This is a genomic window from Vreelandella sp. 2A-K22 (assembly GCF_054065485.1).
The window spans coordinates 23,963-41,881 of record NZ_JBSUGC010000014.1; the positions used below are offsets into that span (position 1 = coordinate 23,963).

General features: G+C 53.6%; 19 protein-coding genes. 7 read left to right on the forward strand and 12 right to left on the reverse strand.

The window, feature by feature from the left end; all coding sequences use genetic code 11:
• Positions 1–112 precede the first annotated feature (112 nt).
• Entirely contained in the window at positions 113–1,024 is a 912-nt protein-coding gene (locus ACW17M_RS18150; RefSeq protein ID WP_342584538.1) for a LysR family transcriptional regulator, read from the reverse strand.
• Positions 1,025–1,123: 99 nt separating this feature from the next.
• On the opposite strand from ACW17M_RS18150, the gene ACW17M_RS18155 reads away from it, so the two are divergent.
• On the forward strand, positions 1,124–2,176 hold the full coding sequence (locus ACW17M_RS18155) for an aldo/keto reductase (RefSeq protein ID WP_457547902.1): 1,053 nt from the start codon (positions 1,124–1,126) through the stop codon (positions 2,174–2,176).
• 7 nt (positions 2,177–2,183) lie between these two features.
• Here the strand turns inward: ACW17M_RS18155 and ACW17M_RS18160 are convergent, their stop codons facing one another.
• The 5 genes from ACW17M_RS18160 to ugpB all read right to left on the reverse strand — a co-directional run bounded on the left by ACW17M_RS18160 (position 2,184) and on the right by ugpB (position 7,740).
• Positions 2,184–3,413, reverse strand: coding sequence for an RNA polymerase sigma factor (locus ACW17M_RS18160; protein WP_457547903.1), 1,230 nt, complete (start codon positions 3,411–3,413; stop codon positions 2,184–2,186).
• A 108-nt stretch (positions 3,414–3,521) separates the two neighbouring features.
• On the reverse strand, positions 3,522–4,577 hold the full coding sequence (locus tag ACW17M_RS18165; protein WP_144813985.1) for a sn-glycerol-3-phosphate import ATP-binding protein UgpC: 1,056 nt from the start codon (positions 4,575–4,577) through the stop codon (positions 3,522–3,524).
• A gap of 1 nt (position 4,578) precedes the next feature.
• Positions 4,579–5,421: a sn-glycerol-3-phosphate ABC transporter permease UgpE gene (gene ugpE / locus ACW17M_RS18170; RefSeq protein WP_022520784.1), complete on the reverse strand. Its 843-nt coding sequence runs from the start codon at positions 5,419–5,421 to the stop codon at positions 4,579–4,581.
• A gap of 18 nt (positions 5,422–5,439) precedes the next feature.
• The gene (gene ugpA / locus ACW17M_RS18175) at positions 5,440–6,324 is read right to left on the reverse strand and encodes a sn-glycerol-3-phosphate ABC transporter permease UgpA (protein WP_009288107.1); all 885 of its coding nucleotides are present in this window, start codon (positions 6,322–6,324) and stop codon (positions 5,440–5,442) included.
• Positions 6,325–6,414: 90 nt separating this feature from the next.
• Entirely contained in the window at positions 6,415–7,740 is a 1,326-nt protein-coding gene (ugpB, locus tag ACW17M_RS18180; RefSeq protein ID WP_457547904.1) for a sn-glycerol-3-phosphate ABC transporter substrate-binding protein UgpB, read from the reverse strand.
• A 216-nt stretch (positions 7,741–7,956) separates the two neighbouring features.
• Here ugpB and argE point away from each other — a divergent pair, with 216 nt between their 5' ends.
• On the forward strand, positions 7,957–9,123 hold the full coding sequence (gene argE, locus ACW17M_RS18185; RefSeq protein ID WP_457547905.1) for an acetylornithine deacetylase: 1,167 nt from the start codon (positions 7,957–7,959) through the stop codon (positions 9,121–9,123).
• 26 nt (positions 9,124–9,149) lie between these two features.
• Here argE and ACW17M_RS18190 read toward each other — a convergent pair whose 3' ends face one another.
• The 4 genes from ACW17M_RS18190 to ACW17M_RS18205 all read right to left on the reverse strand — a co-directional run bounded on the left by ACW17M_RS18190 (position 9,150) and on the right by ACW17M_RS18205 (position 12,913).
• A complete protein-coding gene (locus ACW17M_RS18190; RefSeq protein ID WP_457547906.1) occupies positions 9,150–10,664 on the reverse strand; it encodes a tripartite tricarboxylate transporter permease in 1,515 nt (504 codons plus the stop codon).
• A gap of 12 nt (positions 10,665–10,676) precedes the next feature.
• Complete coding sequence (locus ACW17M_RS18195) at positions 10,677–11,126, reverse strand: tripartite tricarboxylate transporter TctB family protein (RefSeq protein ID WP_457547907.1); 450 nt, start codon at positions 11,124–11,126, stop codon at positions 10,677–10,679.
• Between the two features lie 81 nt (positions 11,127–11,207).
• On the reverse strand, positions 11,208–12,173 hold the full coding sequence (locus ACW17M_RS18200) for a tripartite tricarboxylate transporter substrate binding protein (protein WP_457547908.1): 966 nt from the start codon (positions 12,171–12,173) through the stop codon (positions 11,208–11,210).
• Between the two features lie 101 nt (positions 12,174–12,274).
• Positions 12,275–12,913: a 4-carboxy-4-hydroxy-2-oxoadipate aldolase/oxaloacetate decarboxylase gene (locus ACW17M_RS18205; protein WP_457547909.1), complete on the reverse strand. Its 639-nt coding sequence runs from the start codon at positions 12,911–12,913 to the stop codon at positions 12,275–12,277.
• 89 nt (positions 12,914–13,002) lie between these two features.
• Between ACW17M_RS18205 and ACW17M_RS18210 the strand changes: the two genes are divergently transcribed.
• Complete coding sequence (locus ACW17M_RS18210) at positions 13,003–13,905, forward strand: LysR family transcriptional regulator (RefSeq protein WP_051430636.1); 903 nt, start codon at positions 13,003–13,005, stop codon at positions 13,903–13,905.
• A 71-nt stretch (positions 13,906–13,976) separates the two neighbouring features.
• On the opposite strand, the gene ACW17M_RS18215 is transcribed toward ACW17M_RS18210, so the two are convergent.
• Complete coding sequence (locus tag ACW17M_RS18215; protein WP_022520780.1) at positions 13,977–14,288, reverse strand: hypothetical protein; 312 nt, start codon at positions 14,286–14,288, stop codon at positions 13,977–13,979.
• Positions 14,289–14,472: 184 nt separating this feature from the next.
• Here ACW17M_RS18215 and ACW17M_RS18220 point away from each other — a divergent pair, with 184 nt between their 5' ends.
• From ACW17M_RS18220 to ACW17M_RS18235, 4 genes are all read left to right on the forward strand, one after another.
• On the forward strand, positions 14,473–14,946 hold the full coding sequence (locus tag ACW17M_RS18220; protein ID WP_041158919.1) for a YchJ family protein: 474 nt from the start codon (positions 14,473–14,475) through the stop codon (positions 14,944–14,946).
• A complete protein-coding gene (locus ACW17M_RS18225) occupies positions 14,939–15,238 on the forward strand; it encodes a GIY-YIG nuclease family protein (RefSeq protein ID WP_457547910.1) in 300 nt (99 codons plus the stop codon). Before ACW17M_RS18220 ends, ACW17M_RS18225 begins: the two co-directional genes overlap by 8 nt.
• A gap of 35 nt (positions 15,239–15,273) precedes the next feature.
• Positions 15,274–16,308 carry a histone deacetylase family protein gene (locus ACW17M_RS18230; RefSeq protein ID WP_457547911.1) on the forward strand — a complete coding sequence of 345 codons (1,035 nt, stop codon included), beginning with the start codon at positions 15,274–15,276 and terminating at the stop codon, positions 16,306–16,308.
• 102 nt (positions 16,309–16,410) lie between these two features.
• Complete coding sequence (locus ACW17M_RS18235; RefSeq protein WP_022520776.1) at positions 16,411–16,746, forward strand: hypothetical protein; 336 nt, start codon at positions 16,411–16,413, stop codon at positions 16,744–16,746.
• A 15-nt stretch (positions 16,747–16,761) separates the two neighbouring features.
• Here the strand turns inward: ACW17M_RS18235 and ACW17M_RS18240 are convergent, their stop codons facing one another.
• The gene (locus ACW17M_RS18240; RefSeq protein WP_457547912.1) at positions 16,762–17,895 is read right to left on the reverse strand and encodes an ABC transporter ATP-binding protein; all 1,134 of its coding nucleotides are present in this window, start codon (positions 17,893–17,895) and stop codon (positions 16,762–16,764) included.
• Positions 17,896–17,919: the final 24 nt, after the last annotated feature.

Genomic DNA, 17,919 nt, shown 5'->3' on the forward strand with positions numbered 1-17,919 from the left:
CTCTGTAGTCGTTTGGCGTGCTCACAAATCGACACAGCCTAGATATTATTTTTGGTAATCGGCATATCTGGTTGATTTCCTTCTGCCATCGGATGCAGGTTAAATGATCTTATTACGTAGCAACGACTTTCCGACGCCGCGCCATGACATGATCGAGGAAAGCCCGAAGTTGCGGAGTGACTAGTCGGTTGCCTGGGTAGTAGAGGTAGAACCCTGGCTCCCTTGGACACCAAGACGCCAGCACCTCAACGGCATCGCCGGCCGATAGCAAGCCCCTCACCTCCGGCTCAAGGAAATAACCAATACCAAGTCCATCCTTGACCGCACGCAGTCGCGTTGCCACATCGTTGGTACACAGCGGGCCGGTGACAGCCACCCGAACGGACTGACCTTCGCACTCGAATTCCCAATGGAACAGATGTCCTCCGCTGGGCCAGCGCATATTGATACAGGTGTGTTCCTTCAAAGCAGCGGGATGCTCCGGTGTCCCTGCCCGAGCCAGATAGAGCGGCGATGCCACCGCAATCCAACGTAGCGGCTCGCTCATTGGCACTCCCACCATATCCTGTTCCAGGCTCTCACCGAGCCGCAGCCCGGCATCACACTCACTAGCCACCACATTTTCCAAACGATCAGAGACGACGATCTCGACTTCAATTCCAGGGTAAGTCTCGGCAAAGCTAGCCAGATGTGGTGCCAGCGCATAAGCAGCCCCAGCGCGCGACGCATTGATTCGCAACCGTCCGCCAAGCTCGTCCTGTTGCTCCAGCAACTGCGCTTGAGCCGCTGAAATCTCCTTCAGAGCGGGCCGAACTCGCTCATACAACTGTTGGCCCGCCTCCGTTGGCCGCGTGGTTCGGGTGGTTCGGTTCAAAAGGCGCTGTCCTAAGCGTGCCTCTAACCGCTGGATCGTCTGACTGAGTGCCGAGGGCGAAACACCGAGCCATCCCGCCGCTCGTGCGAAATTGCCATGTTCAACGATTGCCACGAAGGCACCCAATTCCGCCACATCGCTACCTTTCATTGTTCATTTCAGCTTCATAGTCCATGAATATATCGGTGTATTCTGTCAGTTTAAGAACAAGCCTACCATTGCGGAAACCAACAGCTTAGGGAGAATCCCATGCAGCTCGACCATTACCGCTTGCTGGGCCGCTCGGGCCTGAAAATATCGCCGATGGCGCTAGGCACCATGACTTTCGGTACGGAATGGAACTTCGGCGCCGACGAGTCGACCTCCCGCGCGCTCTTTGATCGCTACGTCGATCACGGCGGCAACTTCATTGATACGGCGAATTACTATACGGGTGGCACTTCCGAGTCCTTTGTCGGCCGTTTCGCCCAGGGGAAACGGGATCGCTTGGTCATTGCCACAAAATACACCTTGCCGATGCGCGGTGATGACCCCAACTCTGGAGGCAACAGTCGACGTAGTATGGTTCGTTCGGTAGAAGACAGCCTGACGCGCCTGGGCAGCGACTATATCGACCTGCTGTATCTGCATGCCTGGGATTTCACCACTCCCGTGGAAGAGATTCTGCGCGCCATGGATGATTTGGTGGCAGCAGGAAAGGTCGTTTATCTGGGGCTGTCGGATATCCCTTCCTGGCAGGCTTCACGGATGCAGGCTATCGCCGATCTCCGGGGCTGGTCGCCAATGGTTGCAATGCAACTGGAATACAATCTGATTGAGCGCAGCGTGGAAGGTGACTTGGTTCCGATGGCGCGTGAAATGGGGATGGGTATCATGCCCTGGTCACCGCTGGCGAGTGGACTCCTGACGGGGAAGTACAACCGTGCCGAACTCGCACCCGAAAATGTGGTCAGCGGCAGCCGTGCCGCCATCGCGACCGAGGCGGGGCCCGTCCCCGAACGCAGCTTTCGCATTATTGACGAAGTGAAACAGGTCGCTATGGAACAAAATACATCACCTGCCACTGTGGCTTTAGCATGGCTGCTCACCCGTCCTGGTATGGCTGCACCGCTCATTGGAGCGCAATCGATAAGTCAGCTTGAAGCCAATCTGGCTGCACTCGAACTGGAACTGACAGGTGACCAACTGGCACGGCTCGACGAGGTCAGCGCGGTGCCTCTAGGATTTCCCCATGAGTACCTGCGGCGCCCGGCGGTTCAGGCAAATATCTATGGCGACATGTCGATCTCTATGCGGGGCTAATGAATGTTTATGGAGCTGGCTCTAGTTCGTTTAACCGCTTTAGCAAAAAGCGTTTTTCTGGATCCAGGGTGACCAATTGCAGCGCCTGGTGATAGGCACTGCGCGCGGCCTCATGCTGACCTTGGCGCCGCAGTAAATCCGCTTTAGCGGCATAGAACAGATGATAGCGGGATAGTTGCGGGTGATGCGCGATGTCGTCGAGCAACTTCAGGCCGGTGTCGGGTGCACCATTCATAGCAATGGCCACCGCACGGTTCAGCGCCAGAATCGGCGATGGAAAACGTCGGCAGAGAGCATCGTAGAGCCTGACGATACGCCCCCAGTCTGTTTGCTCGGCGTGGCTAGCCTGGGCGTGTACGGCGGCAATCGACGCCTGAAGGGTGTAGTACCCGGTGGGGGTGAGCGCCAGCGCCTGTTCTAGCCACGTTATTCCGACCTGGATATCCTCTTGGCGCCATAGGCGTCTGTCCTGAGCATCCAGGGTTACCAGCTCACCGTCGCTATCCTGGCGCGCATCCCGGCGGGCATCATTAAGCAGCATCAAAGCCATCAGCCCAAATACTTCCCCCTGGGGCAGTAGCCGCGCCAGCTCATTACCCAGTCGCATGGCTTCTTTTGTTAGGCTGATATCGACCACGCTGGCGCCCGTGCTGCGCGAGTAGCCTTCGTTGAAGACCAGATAGATGACTTGGAGCACATCGGGTAAACGCTCGGGCAGCTCTTCCTGGGTAGGCACGGCATAAGGGATATGCGCATCGCGAATTTTGCGTTTGGCTCGTACGATACGCTGTGCCAGCGTCGTAGGCTTCATCAGTAGCGCGCTGGCTACTTGCTCAGTGGTCAAACCGCACATCTCGCGAAGCGTCAGGGCAATCCGTGCTTCCATGCTCAAACTTGGGTGGCAGCAGGTGAATAGCAGCCGCAAGGCGTCATCTTCGATGGTGGTGGGCTCAAGATCCAGCGCTTCATCTGTGGGTAATAGCAAGTGAGCCCGACGGCGAGCAGTACTGCGTTGGCGAATTTGGTCTATTCCGCAGTGGTAGCCGGTGCGAATTAGCCATGCCGTGGGGTTGTCAGGTTTGCCGTTAACCGGCCACTGTTGAACCGCCGCCACAAAGGCATCCTGCATGGCTTCTTCGGCTAGTTCAAAATCCCCCAGCAGGCGTATCAGCGTCGCCTGCACGCGCCGGGAGTGCTCACGATACAGGTCATCGACGTATGAAGGTTCAGTACTCATCAAGGGAGATCCGTAAGCTTTATCTCAAACGTAGCGCATGGTTTCTCCGTTGACTTGTTTTTCTTGTTTTTCTTGTTTTTCTTGTTTTGTCTTTCGGGGGATAGGTATTCAATCCCCGGTGCGTTTTCCCGTGGCGCTGTTGAAAGGATGCAGGGCGTCGCGGGTCACAAAAAATCGCAGGGTTTCGCCTTCGGCAACGGGCGGCTGCCCCGAAACGCGGATGACTGTAGGCTGGTCGCTATCGGCGAGGGTCACATAAAGGTGGCTTTCGGCCCCCGCGGCTTCAAACAGCGCCAGCGTTGAGTCGACAATTAGGTGAGGCGCGGTCGGCGGCGCTAGATGCATATCATCCGGTCGAATGCCGACGACATCGGTGCCGTCGGGCAGGTTATCCAGCAGGCCGTTGGCGCCTTGTTCGTTCAAGTAATCCACTGGCAGCATGTTCATGGCGGGGGAGCCGATAAACCCGGCGACAAACATGCTGGCGGGGCGGGCGTAGATTTCCATGGGTGTGCCCACTTGCTCAATCTGCCCGGCGTTAAGAACCACTAAACGGTCACCCAGTGTCATGGCTTCCAGCTGGTCGTGGGTCACATACAGGCTGGTAGTCTTCAGGCGCCGCTGCAGCTGTTTGATCTCCACGCGCATCTGCACGCGCAGCTTGGCATCCAGGTTGGAAAGCGGCTCATCGAATAGAAAGGCTGCCGGGTCGCGCACCAACGCGCGGCCCATGGCGACGCGCTGGCGCTGACCTCCAGAGAGCTTGCGCGGTTTGCGCTCCAGAAACTCTTCGATCTCGAGCATTTTGGCAGCAATTCGCACGCGCTTTTCAATATCTTCTTTGTTAAACCCGCGGTTCTTGAGGCCGTAAGCTAGGTTGTTGTACACCGTCATATGCGGGTAGAGCGCGTAGTTCTGGAATACCATGGCGATATCGCGCTCGGCGGGCTCCAGCTTATTGACCACCCGGTCACCGATTTTGAGCGTGCCCTCGGTAATGGTTTCAAGCCCCGCCACCATGCGCAGTAGGGTAGATTTGCCGCAGCCGGAAGGCCCCACCAGCACCACAAACTCGCCATCTTCAATCTGTAAGTCGATGCCTTTGACGGCATGAACATCGCCGCTATAGGTTTTCTTTAGCCCTTCCAAGGTAATGCTGGCCATCTTATTTCTCCGTCTCGGTCAGGCCTTTCACAAATAGGCGTTGCATAAACAGAATCACTAATACAGGCGGCAGCGCTGCCATGACCACCGCGGCCATCACTAATTGCCACTGTGGGTTCTCTTCCGAGGTCATGCGCTGAATGCCCATCACGATGGTGTAATAATCAGGGTCGGTAGTGATAATTAGCGGCCAGAGGTATTGGTTCCAGCCGTAGATAAACATGATCACAAACAGCGCGGCGATATTGGTCACCGACAGCGGCATTAAGATGTCTTTAAAAAACTTCAGTGGCCCGGCGCCATCGACTCGGGCGGCTTCGAGCATCTCTTCGGGAATGGTCATAAAGAACTGGCGGAACAAGAAGGTTGCGGTAGCCGAGGCAATCAGTGGGATCGATAGCCCGGCAAAGCTATTGAGCATTTTAAGATCCGCAACGACCTGAAAAGTCGGAATAATGCGCACTTCCACCGGCAGCATCAACGTGACGAAGATCACCCAGAAGAAGAACATCCGGAAGCGGAAACGGAAGTAGACGATGGCAAAGGCGGAAAGCAGCGAAATAGACAGCTTACCCACTGTGATCGCCATGGCCATTATAAAACTGTTCCACAGCATCAGGGCGGCCGGCGGTGCGCCGGCATTGGAGACGCCCGACTGCCACATGCGCGTGTAGTTTTCGATCCCGTGACCACCGGGCAGCAGTGGCAGCGTACCCTGCAGCAAACCCGATAGGGAATGGGTAGAGGCGATGATCGCGACATACACCGGAAAAACCACCAGCGCGACACCAGAGATCAAAACAATATGGGCTATCAGGTTAGCCCAAGGGCGGTTTTCAACCATTAACGTTCTCCCAAAGGCTTAGTAATTGACGCGGCGCTCAATAAAGCGGAACTGAATCATCGTTAATGCCACCACAATCACCATCAGAATCACCGACTGAGCAGCAGATGAACCAAGGTTGAGCCCTACAAAACCGTCGGCATACACTTTGTAAACCAAGATGTTGGTCGCCTGGGCCGGGCCGCCTGCGGTGGTGGCGTGGATGATCGCGAAGGTGTCGAACATGGCATACACCACATTAACCACCAGCAAGAAGAAAGTGGTCGGCGTGAGCAGCGGGAAAATAATCGTCCAGAAGCGCTTAGTCGGGCTGGCGCCGTCAATGGAGGCGGCTTCAATCAGCGATTGCGGGATTGACTGTAAGCCCGCCAGGAAAAACAAAAAGTTATAGGATATCTGCTTCCAGGCGGCGGCAAAAATCACCAGCAGCATGGCGTCACTGCCCGAGTTACGGTGGTTCCACTGGTAACCCACCATTTCCAGCATATAGGGCACAATGCCGATAGAGGGGTTGAAGATAAACCACCACAACACGCCCGCAAGCGCGGGGGCGATGGCGTAGGGCCACACCAGTAGCGTGGTGTAGGTGCTGCGTGAGCGAATCATCCGGTTGACGGTACTGGCCAATAAAAGCGCCACTGTCATCGATAGCAGGGTAGTGCCCACGGCGAATACCACCGTCACCGATAGCGAATTGACATAACTGCCGTCACGAAATAGACGGGCAAAGTTCTCAAGACCCACAAACGTTGAGCGCAGCCCAAAGGCGTCTTCGCGCAACAGCGACTGATACAGCGCCTGGCCCGCAGGCCAGATAAAGAAAATCAGTGTCACAATCACCTGGGGCGCCAGCAGCGCGTAGGGCAAAAAGCGACCAGGGTAGGTCATGCGTTTGGTTTGCATGGGCAGCTCTGCAAATGGTTAGTAAATATAAGCATCAACAAACAAAATCGCCGCCTACCCCATAGGGAAGGCGGCGAAGTGAGAGCTTATTTACTGGTTGGCAGCTTCAAAGTCACGAAGCAGATCATTGCCGCGTGCTACTGCGTCATCAGCTGCTTCCTGGCCGGATTTATCGCCGGTCATCACAGCTTCCATCTCTTCAGAGATGATGTCGCGAATCTGGACAAAGTTACCAAAGCGTAGGCCCTTAGAGTTTTCGGTTGGCTCGTTAAGGGTCATCTGTTTCAGCGAAATATCTGCACCGGGATTCTCTTCGTAGTAGCCCTGTTCTTTGCTCAGATCCCAAGCGGCTTGGGTGATGGGCAGGTAGCCGGTTTGCTGGTGCCACTGTGCCTGCACTTCGGGCTGAGAGAGGTACTCAAAGAACGCTGCAACGGCTTCGTACTCTTCGTCGCTATGGCCCTGCAGTGCCCACAGGGTGGCGCCACCGATAATCGAGTTTTGCGGTGCGCCTTCTACGTCGTCGTAGTAGGGCTGCATGCCAAAGCCAACTTCAAATTCTGAATTGGCGGCGACATCCGCACGTGAAGCAGAAGAGCCGAAGAAAATCGCGCAGTCCTGGGAGTAGAACATCGGCTCAGAGTCGGGGCCGGAGCCAGGGCCACCCCATTTAAAGACACCTTCTTCCTGCCAGTCGTGGAGGTTGTCCCAGTGGCGAGCGACTAGCTCATTGTTAAAGGTAAACTCGGTTTCCATGCCGCCAAAGCCGTTTTCCAGCGTACCTAACGGCACGTTATGCCAAGCGGAGAAGTTTTCCAGCATGACCCAGCTAGGCCAGGAGGTGGTAAAGCCACAGCTGGCCGCACCAGACTCGACGATTTGGCGTGAAAAATCGGCCACTTCGTCCCATGTTTGTGGGGGCAGCTCGGGATCCAGGCCTGCTTCTTCAAACATATCCCTGTTGTAGTACATGATTGGCGTAGAGGAGTTAAACGGGAAAGAAAGCATATTGCCGTTGGTGTCGGTGTAATAACCCACGACGGCGGGCAGGAAGGCTTCTTTATCGAAAGCGCGGCCATGCTCTTCCATCAGCTCGTACACTGGGTAGATGGCGCCTTTGGCGTTCATCATGGTGCCAGTGCCGACTTCAAACACCTGCAGGATATGCGGCTGCTCGTTGGCACGGAAGGCGGCGATCGCGCCCGTCATCGTTTCGGTATAGGTGCCGCGATAGCTGGGAGTAACGTGGTAGTCGTCTTGAGACTCGTTGAAGTCTTGGGTCATCTCTTCGAGAATTTCGCCCAGTTGGCCGCCCATGGCGTGCCACCAGCTAATCTCTGTTGCCGCCTGAGCAGACAGGCTTAGGCTGGCCGTCGCCACCCCTACGGCAAGCGCGTGCAGTGTGAAACGAGACATAACAAGCTCCTTATGGGCCTGAACTTAGTCAGGCGTGCAATGCGTTTGTTGAGATTTTTAGATGCACTGAACAGTAAGAAGTGTAGATGACGTTTTAGTGAATGCACGATGAACCTGCCGTGACAGTCAACATTGCGCTGCCAGCAGGCCTACTGAGTAGGAAAAGGAAGAGGGCGATGATAGTGTGATAGGAAGAGTCCAACTAACGAGAGCAGTATGACTGACGTGACCACTTTACTGACGAAGCTGGTGTCATTCGATACCACTTCCAGTGAATCCAATCTGGCGCTGATTGAGTATGTGGAAGGCTATTTGGCAGAGTATGGCGTTAGCGCCGAGCGGGTGATGAGCCCCTGCGGTACCAAAGCCAACCTGATCGCAAGAATTGGCCCAGAGGCGCCGGGCGGTGTGATGCTTTCCGGGCATACCGATGTGGTACCGGTGGCGGGGCAGCCCTGGTCGAGCGATCCGTTCACCCTGCGTGATGGTGGCGGTGGGCGCCTTTATGGGCGTGGCACCTGCGATATGAAAGGTTTTATCGCCTGCGTATTGTCGATGGTGCCCACTTGGACGAAAGCGCCTCTGCAGCAGCCGATTTATCTGGGTTTCTCCTATGACGAAGAGATCGGCTGCGTGGGTGCGCCCAGCCTCATTAAGCGCTTTTACGAGCACTACTCCACCACCGCCCATGTGATTGTCGGCGAGCCCACCAGCATGCAGCCAGTGGTAGCGCAGAAAGGGGCGACCAATCTGCGTACCACCGTGATTGGTCAGGAAGCTCACAGCAGCCAGGTCAATCAAGGCACCTCAGCCATCCACGTAGCGGCAAGGCTAGTGACCTTTATTGAGGACACCATGGCGGCGTTGGTGGAAGAGGGGCGCATCGATGAGGCCTTTAACGTGCCTCACACCAGCCTGCACGTCGGCAAAATCAAAGGTGGTACGGCGATCAATATTATGGCGCGGGAGTGCCAGTTCGAGTGGGAAATTCGCCATCTGCCCACGGACACCTTCGACGAAATATACGCGCGCTTTGAGGCCTATTGCGCCCAGCTAAGCGCTGAGCTGCAGGCCAAAGGCAAGCACGTTGAAATTACTACTGAGCCGCTAAACGTGACAGTGCCGGGCCTGGCCGACCGCGAAAACGATCAGGTACTTCGCCTAGCCAAAGACCATTTGCCCGCAGGGTGCTGCGACCACGCGGTGGCTTACGCCACGGAAGCGGGGCAGTTCCAGGGCCAGGGCTTGCAGACAATAATTCTTGGCCCCGGCAGCATCGCCCAGGCGCATCAGCCCGATGAGTATATCGATATTGAGCAGCTTGAAGCGTGTGAGGATTTTCTAACGAAGATGGGTAGAGCACTGTATAAGCCATGGCACTAACCAGCCATGGCTTATTGTTGGTTTGCCTAAATGGCCTGCTGAGATTTTTGTCGTTTCCAGCGCACAATTAGCGGTGATACCAATGCCAGCAGGATCAAACCCATAATGAGCAGTGAAAATGGCCGATCAAAATAGTAGCCCAGCATATTGCCTTTGGACATGACCAGTGACTGCCGGAATCCAATCTCAGCCATAGCGCCTAAAATCATGGCAAGCACAATGGCGGCTGTCGGAAAATCCGTTTTTCTCATCAGGTAGCCCAGCAGTCCAAACGCCGCCATGACGTAAACATCGAACATACTATTGTTGATGGTGTAGGAACCTACGACCGAGAGAATCACAATGATCGGTGCGAGTATGGCAAAAGGTACCGTAGCCACCTTGACGACCTGCCTTGCCAGCGCCAAGCCTACAATACCCATCAATATATTGGCTAATAGCAGTCCCACGATAATGGCATAGACGATATGGGCATTAACGGTAAATAGCTCATGCCCAGGCTGTAAGCCATGGATATAAAGACCACCAAGCATAACGGCTGTAGCGGCACTACCTGGAATCCCGAGCGTCAATAATGGAATCATTGCACCGCCTGTTACCGCATTATTGGCTGTTTCAGCCGCAGCCAACCCTTCAATCTCGCCCTTGCCAAAGTTATCGGGATTTTTCGCATTACGTTTGGCTTCATTGTAAGCCACCCAAGAGGCGACATCGCCCCCTGCCCCCGGTAATGCGCCCACCACCACACCGATGATCGAGGAGCGAGAAACAGTGCGGCGAAGTTTTCGCCACTCTTCCCGACTAGGAAAGAGATGGCCACTCAACGTTGGTGTTTGGGATGTAAGGTCGTTGGCTCCATGGAGCTTTTCTGCTTGAATCATGACCTGAGAAATAGAGAAGAGACCAATCATGGCGGGAATCAACGAAATGCCATTCTCCAGCTCAGCAACTCCAAAAGTAAAGCGTGGATAGGCGGTCATCACATCCACGCCGACTAGGCTGATGAGCAGGCCCAGCAGCCCCGCGGATAGTCCTTTTACCATCGCGCCACTGGAAAGGCTGCCAATGATGGTCAAACCAAATATAGCGATCAGAAAATACTCAGGTGCACTGAAGCGTAATGAAATCTGTGCCAATGGCGGTGCCAGCAGTAGTAAGGCCACGACACTAACGACACCTCCGATCACTGAGCAAATCGTGGATGTTCCCAGTGCTTTCAGTCCCTCTCCACGCAGTGTCATTTGGTAGCCATCCATTGCCGTGGCTGCTGACGCAGGCGTACCTGGCGTATGGATCAAGATCGCCGTAATGGATCCCCCATAAACGGCGGATGCATAGATAGCGGAAAGCAATACCATGGCGGCGACTGGCTGCATGCCGAAAGTGACAGGAATCAATAGCGCAATACCCATCGTCGCGCTCAATCCAGGTAAAGCGCCGAGAAATATACCGCCGAAGACGCCCACACAAAGCATTAGCAACACATCTGGAGAGGCTAACTGTGCGAGAACTGACAATAATAAGGACGTATCAATAGCCATAATCCCTCTCCTTTACAGCAATAAACCCGTGGGAAGTGCGATGCGTAGCTGCCAAACAAAGAGCAGATAAATGAAAGTGTTCATGATGAAGAGTACTAATAACACTTGAATGTACGACCTCACGCCAAAATAAATCATGAAGAAAATGGCGATGATCGAACTAGCTGCAAAAAAACCGAGAGTGTTGATTAAAACTATATAAAGACAAAGAGCGATAAACGTAACGATTGGGCCGCGAATATGCTCAAAAATGGGTGTGTGTTTAATCCCTTGTTTTTTTGCTGCGCGTGTTTTAGCGATACCTGACCAAGTAATGAATAGCGAGAATACTATCAATGTAGTGAGGATAAGTTTAGGAAATATCGCTGGATCAGAAGGCATCTGAGCAGATAGGCTATAAAATATAATTGAGAAGACCAGCATAGCCAGGCCGATTAACGCATCGGAGTGTAACGCTTTCATAAAGCACCTGTTTTATTATTGTAGACGCTGTGTAAATAAGGTTCTGGTCGTGATATGCATCGATATCACGACCAGTGATGATTACCAGCCAAGCAAGTTTTCCAGGGAGCGAACGCCTTGCTCTTCCTCTTCCAACATTTCTCGATAGGCGTCTCCGGTACGGATATCAACCATTAGGCCCATTTCTTCCATCTTGGCTAGATGTTCAGGGTCTTGCATGCCCTTTACGAAAGCTTCCTGTAATTGCTCCAACTGAACCGGATCAATTCCTTTAGGGGCTGCAATGCCCCGTGCCGACCAAGAGATCACACCTGAATAACCAAGCTCTTCAAGGGTTGGAACGTCTGGAATAAACTCTGAGCGTTCAGGTGCCATAACCGCAATTATTTTTAAGTCCCCATTGCGATGCGCGATATTGGTATCGCCCACATTTGAGAAATTTACATCTACGTGACCACCTAGAATTGCTGCTCGTTGCTCTGCTGTGCCTGTGGTATGAACGGGTACAAATTGCGTATCGTAATGATGATTCATCTTTAACATCGCGATATGATCATCACCGTTTGCCCCTGTAGTTGAGGCCGTCAGCATATTTGACTGAGCATAGTTGACTAGCTCATCAATATTGCTAAAACGCGTCTCATCTTTATTGATTGAAATGACGCCGTAATCAGTGACATGGTTTGCAATAAGCTCAAAGTCATCAAGGTCAATGTTTCGACTATATTGTGGATCCATATAGCCGGTGATCAGATTGGGAGTGTTTATATAGCCTAGGGTATAGCCATCATTAGATGCATTGAGTAATTGCGTCCAACCTACCCAGCCTCCACCGCCAGGGCGATTGATGATATTGAGCGGTACCCCTAGCTCACGCTCTACTGCCGGAAATAGGATTCGTGCACCAACATCCGTATTGCCACCGGCCCCAAAGGAAATAATGGTGGAGATCGGCCTTTCTGGATAGTTGTCCGCCCATGAAGAGGTTGCCAACATTACTGAAAGTGAAATACAGGAAAGGAGGCTAGTGGCTTTTATAGTTCGCATGGTTTTCTCACTTTTTTGTTGTTTATAAGTGCTGGTTTATATTTATTGGAGTACGGCTAAGTGTTGCTTGTTTTTAAGCGTTTTAGCTGTTTTGTTAGTTTTTAATTTAGCTCAAGTTGTTTGATTGTTTCTCTTAATCCCATTAAGTCGACGGTGTTGCTCCCTTGCTTTATTTTTTCTCGATATGTTGCTTCGGTATCTTCGCGCTCTTGAGTGGCTGTAAGAACCGCTGAAAGGTCTTGTTGAGGTACTGCTACTACGCCATCTTCATCGCCAAATATATAGTCACCGGGATTAATAACCGTATCACCAATACAAATGGGAACATTAATTCTGCCTGACTGTTTTTTGGCTGTGCCTTTGATGCTTAAACCGCGACAGAAAACCGGAAAACCGAGAGATTTAATCGCCTGAGCGTCTCTAACAGCACCATTCATGATGAGACCTGCGACGCCTTTACTGATAGCTTGCACTGTGAGGATGTCGCCCCATGGGCCTGCTTCCATAAAGCGCTTTGCATCCACTACCAACACATCACCCGGCTGAATATGCAGTAGGGCGTAATGCAGCATGAGATTGTCGCCAGGACGGATGTCGACGGTAAATGCAGGCCCAAAAACCTGCATTGTATGCGTGAGCGGCTTGATGCCGCTGTCGAGTGCTCCAGTGGCCCCTTGGGCTTCATAGATGGAAGCACTGCCAAATTGACTGAGTTGTGATGCGAGTTTTTTATTTATCATTATTATGCTCCTGAGTTGACCTCAGAAGTACTATCATATATTTATTATCTTTAATAAATCAGTAAATTTTGCATACAGGTTCATAAAAAATGAATCTACGTCAGATACGCTATTTCTGTGAAGTAGTCGAGGCAGGAGGTGGTAGCGCTGCTGCTAAGCGGCTATTCGTAGCGCCAACTGCTATCAGCGCCCAGATCGCCCTACTGGAACAAACCTTGGGGGGCGAACTATTTGATCGTGCAACACGGCCCATGCAACTCACTTCGCTTGGGAAATTTTTTTATCCTCGTGCAAAAGAGCTGCTAACTCAGGCCTCACGGCTAGAGCAAGAATCAGGACAAGTTGCCAGCGGAAGCGGAGGATGGCTAGGCATAGGTTTTATTCGCTCAACCCTGTTTTCTCTGCTGCCAAGCGTCATTAAAAATTACAGGCTTCAGTATCCGGAGGTTCATCTCGATCTCGTTGAAGTACTATCGGAATATCAAGAAGAGCGGCTAAGACAGCATCGCATCGATGTGGGTATTTCTCGGTTTATTGGAGCCTTTGAGCGCCATGCTGACATGCACTATGAAGTCATTATCAACGATCCTTTCATGGCTGCCTTACCGATTGATCATCCACTTGCAAGGCATGACTCTTTTCCGATAAGTGCTTTCAAGGAACTCCCCTTTGTGCTCTATCCCAAGGATTCGCGGAGCCCTTTTGGGCAGAAAATTCTTTCACATCTTGAAGAGCGAGGTATACGCCCCGTTGTTACTCATGACGCGATTGAAATACATACTGCATTGGCATTAGTAGGCGCCGGTTTGGGTGGCACTCTGGTAAGTAGTTCAATTACACCCAATAATCGACGAGATGTCGTCTTTCTCCCTGTCGATGATATTGAAATCAGTACCACGTTGGTGGCTGTCTTGCGTAAAGGGGAAGCGAACCCACTATTAGATAGCTTCATTCGTATGCTAATCAGTAAAGCGCAAGAGGAAATACAGTGACCACCCAAAAAAAATCCCACCCGGTTAATGGGGTGGGATTTTTTGTAGTGCTTTCATACCATGTCGCTTTTTCAGTGCTGAGGATGTTGTTCAAACAGCTCAGCTTTGGCATGGCGCATCACATCTTCGCACGCCTGCTGTTGGGCTAACTGCGTTAGCAGGCGTTGAGTTACTTCGAAGCCCTTGCCTAAGCAAGTGTCGACTTCCTGTTGGCTAACCGCTGGCGTCACTCGGTAATCGATTTTTACCGTGCGCCCACCACCTTCCAGCCGATCCGCAACTCCCCTGAGCCGCCACGCGATTTTCTCTTTCCAAGTTGCTGATTCTTCCGCGCCTTCGTTTACGCTAAACGTGCACTGCCATTCCGGTTTAAAGACCTTCATAGGAGAACCTCCAAAAATTTTGGAAAGAATGATCGATCGTGTTTCGTACCCCATCGTCTGAATGTATTGCCCCGCTACTATATACCTAACGCAGCATAAATATCGAACAATAGTGATACGCGTCGGGCGACGCGCATAGGGCGTATCGGTTAGGCTATAAAAGATGTGACTAACGAGCTTTTCTATGACCTCCACAACTAATCCAAGTTGCCCCTGTGGTAGCTTATTAACGCTTGATAAGTGCTGTGGCCGTTATCACCAAGGCGGGCTTGCCCCCACGCCTGAAGCTTTGATGCGCTCTCGCTATGTGGCTTTTGTGCTAGGGCGTAGCGACTACCTGTTGGCGACATGGCACCCCTCTACCCGCCCTGCAGAGCTTGCGCCTGATCCTGACGCTGAGTGGAAGTCGCTATCTATCGTCTCCGCAGAACCGCCGCTCGACAATATCGGTTACGTGCATTTTCGTGCCTGTTTTTATGAAAGGGGGCGAGTGCAAAAAGGCTGGCATGTATTAGAAGAGGTCTCCCGCTTCGTTAAAGAGCAGCAACGCTGGTGGTATATAGACGGAACACCCACGCTTACCCGCCTGAAACCACGCCGCAACGACCCGTGCCTATGTGGTAGTGGGCGTAAATTAAAGGTATGTTGCGGTGAGTAGTGGCATCGTTCAGCCTCACAAAGCCGAACCGCAATGGTATCTCTATTTGCTGGAGTGCCAGCGCGGCACCTATACGGGCATTACCAATAACCTGGCAAAGCGCTATCAAGCGCACTGCACCGGCAAAGGGGCGCGTTATACCCGTGCAAATCCGCCTGTTGCACTGCTGGGTGCCGAACCGTTTGAAGACCGCGCCGCCGCAAGCCGGGCTGAATATCAGTTAAAGCAACAAACACCGAGCCAAAAGCGCCGCTGGGCCAAGCAGTGGCCTGTACAATTAGAAGCTAACTAGTATCTTTTCCGTTAGGCGTAGATTAAGGAACCTACATGCTGACGTTTTACTCAGAGGACAGCCGTTTGCGCCAAGCGCGCACGGAGTTACATGACGGCGCGCTGGTGACCCCGTTTGAGTGCCCCGAACGCCTTGATCTAGTGCTAAAGCATCTTCACCAGTCCGGGCTTGGCGATATTCGTACCCCTAGCGCTTATGGGTTAGCCCCCGTATTAGCGGTGCATGACAAAGAGTACGTAACGTTTCTAGCCAACTGTTGGCAAGAGTGGCAGGCGGCTGGGCATGAGGGGGAGGCGATTCCCAATATTTGGCCCGCACGAACCATGCGTGGTGACCGCATCCCGCGATCGGTTAGCGGTCAGCTAGGCTACTACGCGCTGGCGGCGGAAACGTCGATCTCAGCAGGCACCTTTGAAGCCGCCATGGCGAGTAAAGACGTGGCGTTAGGCGCGCTAGAACATACGCTACAAACCGGCGAACCCAGTTTTGGTTTATGCCGGCCGCCAGGGCACCACGCCGCGTTTGATCAGTTTGGCGGTTACTGCTTCTTTAACAATGCCGCCATTGCCGCTCAGCGAGCGCTGGATGCAGGCAAACGTCGGGTCGCCATTCTTGATGTCGACTTTCACCACGGCAACGGCACCCAGCAGATTTTCTACAAGCGTGATGATGTGCTGTTTATCTCACTGCATGGCGACCCTGAGGTCACATTTCCTTACTATTTGGGCTACGCTGATGAAAACGGCGAAGGGCCAGGTAAGGGCTTTAACGTCAATTACCCGTTGCCGCCGGGCACCAGCGTTACCAGGTGGATGGCCACACTTGAGCTAGCCTTGGCGCAAATTAAAGCCGCGGAGTGTGAATGCCTGATCGTATCGTTAGGGGTCGATATCTTCGAAGGTGACCCCATAAGTGCCTTCACCTTTACCAGCGAAGATTTCACAGCGTTAGGTGAGCACCTGGCCCAAGTAGGCTTACCCAGCGTGTTTCTGATGGAAGGGGGCTATGCTGTAGATGAAATAGGTGTCAATGTAGTCAACGTGTTACAAGGTTTTGAACAGGCGCTATAAAACGGCCTGGAACTGCATCTAAACAAGGGTAAAGGTTAACCGTGACAGCGGCCCCTAAATCGGGCAGGCTATTGCCCTTTCAACGGGGCAGGGAGCTCAAGCGTGGCAGTGTATGGTGGAATTCAGGCACATGAATTGGAGCGTTGGCTTAATGCGTTAACTAACGCTGCCTATGACCGACGCTGCCCGCTGGTAAAAGTACACGGTGGCAACGCCCGTGCGCGTACCGCCCGTCAAGACCTCCTTCATTTGGCGAACGACTACCGCTGCGGCGATTCTAGCCGCGAAGAGAGCGCAGCCGACCTTGGCCGCTGGTGTCAAACCTACCTTTCAGAGGCAGAGTGGTATGTGCTGGTCGGTACCCGCCAAGCACCTTCCCAGCCGCAAAGCGAGGAAGAGCGAAGCCTCACCGTGCTCAAGCAGCACCGGGTGGGTTGAGGTCAACAGAAATCTTCAGGCTGACGGTGCACGGTTTTCCTTACGGTCAATGGCGACCAGTGGATGGCGGTGTCGGTGGGGCAACGCATCGCCGTTGCATTTGAAAAGGTGCGCGCAGCAGGCCGGATCGAAGGAAAAGCGTACTTGATCGTGCACCCGGTGAGCGACATCGCCGTCGGCTACCAATGTCCATTGGCTGTCAGCGTTCTCTAGATACAGGGTGGTCGCTCCGCCAAGGCGCTCAATGACCAAAATGTTACCCGTCAACGGCCCCTGATCATCAAGCGTGAGGTGCTCTGGGCGGACGCCCAGCGTCAGCATGTCGCCGCTGCTGACACCGTTGCCCTCCACCGGTATTCGACAATCGCCGCCGGGCAGCACCACATCGACCCCCTCAGCGTCAGCCCCGCGAACCTCGACATCCAGAAAGTTCATCTTCGGCGAGCCTATGAAGCCGGCCACGAAGCGGTTGCGCGGGTGGTGGTAGAGTGCCATCGGCGAACCGATCTGCTCGACTACACCGCCCTGTAGCACAACAATCTTATCGGCCATGGTCATGGCCTCGATCTGGTCATGGGTGACGTAGATCATCGTCGCGTCGAGCTCCTCGTGCAGCCGCGCCAGCTCAATGCGCATCTGTACGCGCAGCGCCGCGTCGAGATTCGAGAGCGGCTCGTCGAATAGGAAAATGCTTGGGTTGCGCACGATTGCCCGGCCGATCGCCACGCGCTGGCGCTGGCCGCCGGACAGCGCACGGGGCTTGCGGTCGAGAAGTTCTTCGAGTTGCAGGATGCGCGCGGCGGCGAGGACTTTCTCGCGACGCTCGGCCTTGGGCACCTTGGCTAGGCGCAGGCTAAAGCCCATGTTGTCCTCGACGGTCATATGCGGGTAAAGCGCGTAGCTCTGGAAGACCATCGCCAGGCCACGGTCGGCCGGGCCAACGTCGTTGATGCGCTTGCCATCGATCGAGATGTCGCCACTGGTGGCGCTCTCGAGCCCGGCGATCATCCGCATCAAGGTCGACTTGCCGCAGCCCGAAGGCCCGACGAAGACCACGAATTCGCGGTCTTTGACCTCTAAATTGACCCCCTTGATGACTTGGGTGCCGCCGAAGTCTTTGACGATATTGTTGAGTTGTAGCGTTGCCATGTCGGGTTCCTTGCGGGTCGGGCG

Excerpts from the sequence above, each read along its gene's own strand:
- ACW17M_RS18165 (WP_144813985.1), bottom strand. The coding sequence starts at position 4,577 with ATGGCCAGCATTACCTTGGAAGGGCTAAAGAAAACCTATAGCGGCGAT.
- ACW17M_RS18240 (WP_457547912.1), bottom strand. The coding sequence starts at position 17,895 with ATGGCAACGCTACAACTCAACAATATCGTCAAAGACTTCGGCGGCACC.
- argE (WP_457547905.1), top strand. The coding sequence starts at position 7,957 with ATGACTGACGTGACCACTTTACTGACGAAGCTGGTGTCATTCGATACC.
- ACW17M_RS18220 (WP_041158919.1), top strand. The coding sequence starts at position 14,473 with ATGACCTCCACAACTAATCCAAGTTGCCCCTGTGGTAGCTTATTAACG.
- ACW17M_RS18205 (WP_457547909.1), bottom strand. The coding sequence starts at position 12,913 with ATGATAAATAAAAAACTCGCATCACAACTCAGTCAATTTGGCAGTGCT.
- ugpA (WP_009288107.1), bottom strand. The coding sequence starts at position 6,324 with ATGCAAACCAAACGCATGACCTACCCTGGTCGCTTTTTGCCCTACGCG.
- ACW17M_RS18160 (WP_457547903.1), bottom strand. The coding sequence starts at position 3,413 with ATGAGTACTGAACCTTCATACGTCGATGACCTGTATCGTGAGCACTCC.
- ugpE (WP_022520784.1), bottom strand. The coding sequence starts at position 5,421 with ATGGTTGAAAACCGCCCTTGGGCTAACCTGATAGCCCATATTGTTTTG.
- ACW17M_RS18195 (WP_457547907.1), bottom strand. The coding sequence starts at position 11,126 with ATGAAAGCGTTACACTCCGATGCGTTAATCGGCCTGGCTATGCTGGTC.
- ACW17M_RS18215 (WP_022520780.1), bottom strand. The coding sequence starts at position 14,288 with ATGAAGGTCTTTAAACCGGAATGGCAGTGCACGTTTAGCGTAAACGAA.
- ACW17M_RS18230 (WP_457547911.1), top strand. The coding sequence starts at position 15,274 with ATGCTGACGTTTTACTCAGAGGACAGCCGTTTGCGCCAAGCGCGCACG.
- ACW17M_RS18155 (WP_457547902.1), top strand. The coding sequence starts at position 1,124 with ATGCAGCTCGACCATTACCGCTTGCTGGGCCGCTCGGGCCTGAAAATA.
- ACW17M_RS18150 (WP_342584538.1), bottom strand. The coding sequence starts at position 1,024 with ATGAAAGGTAGCGATGTGGCGGAATTGGGTGCCTTCGTGGCAATCGTT.
- ACW17M_RS18190 (WP_457547906.1), bottom strand. The coding sequence starts at position 10,664 with ATGGCTATTGATACGTCCTTATTATTGTCAGTTCTCGCACAGTTAGCC.
- ugpB (WP_457547904.1), bottom strand. The coding sequence starts at position 7,740 with ATGTCTCGTTTCACACTGCACGCGCTTGCCGTAGGGGTGGCGACGGCC.
- ACW17M_RS18200 (WP_457547908.1), bottom strand. The coding sequence starts at position 12,173 with ATGCGAACTATAAAAGCCACTAGCCTCCTTTCCTGTATTTCACTTTCA.
- ACW17M_RS18210 (WP_051430636.1), top strand. The coding sequence starts at position 13,003 with ATGAATCTACGTCAGATACGCTATTTCTGTGAAGTAGTCGAGGCAGGA.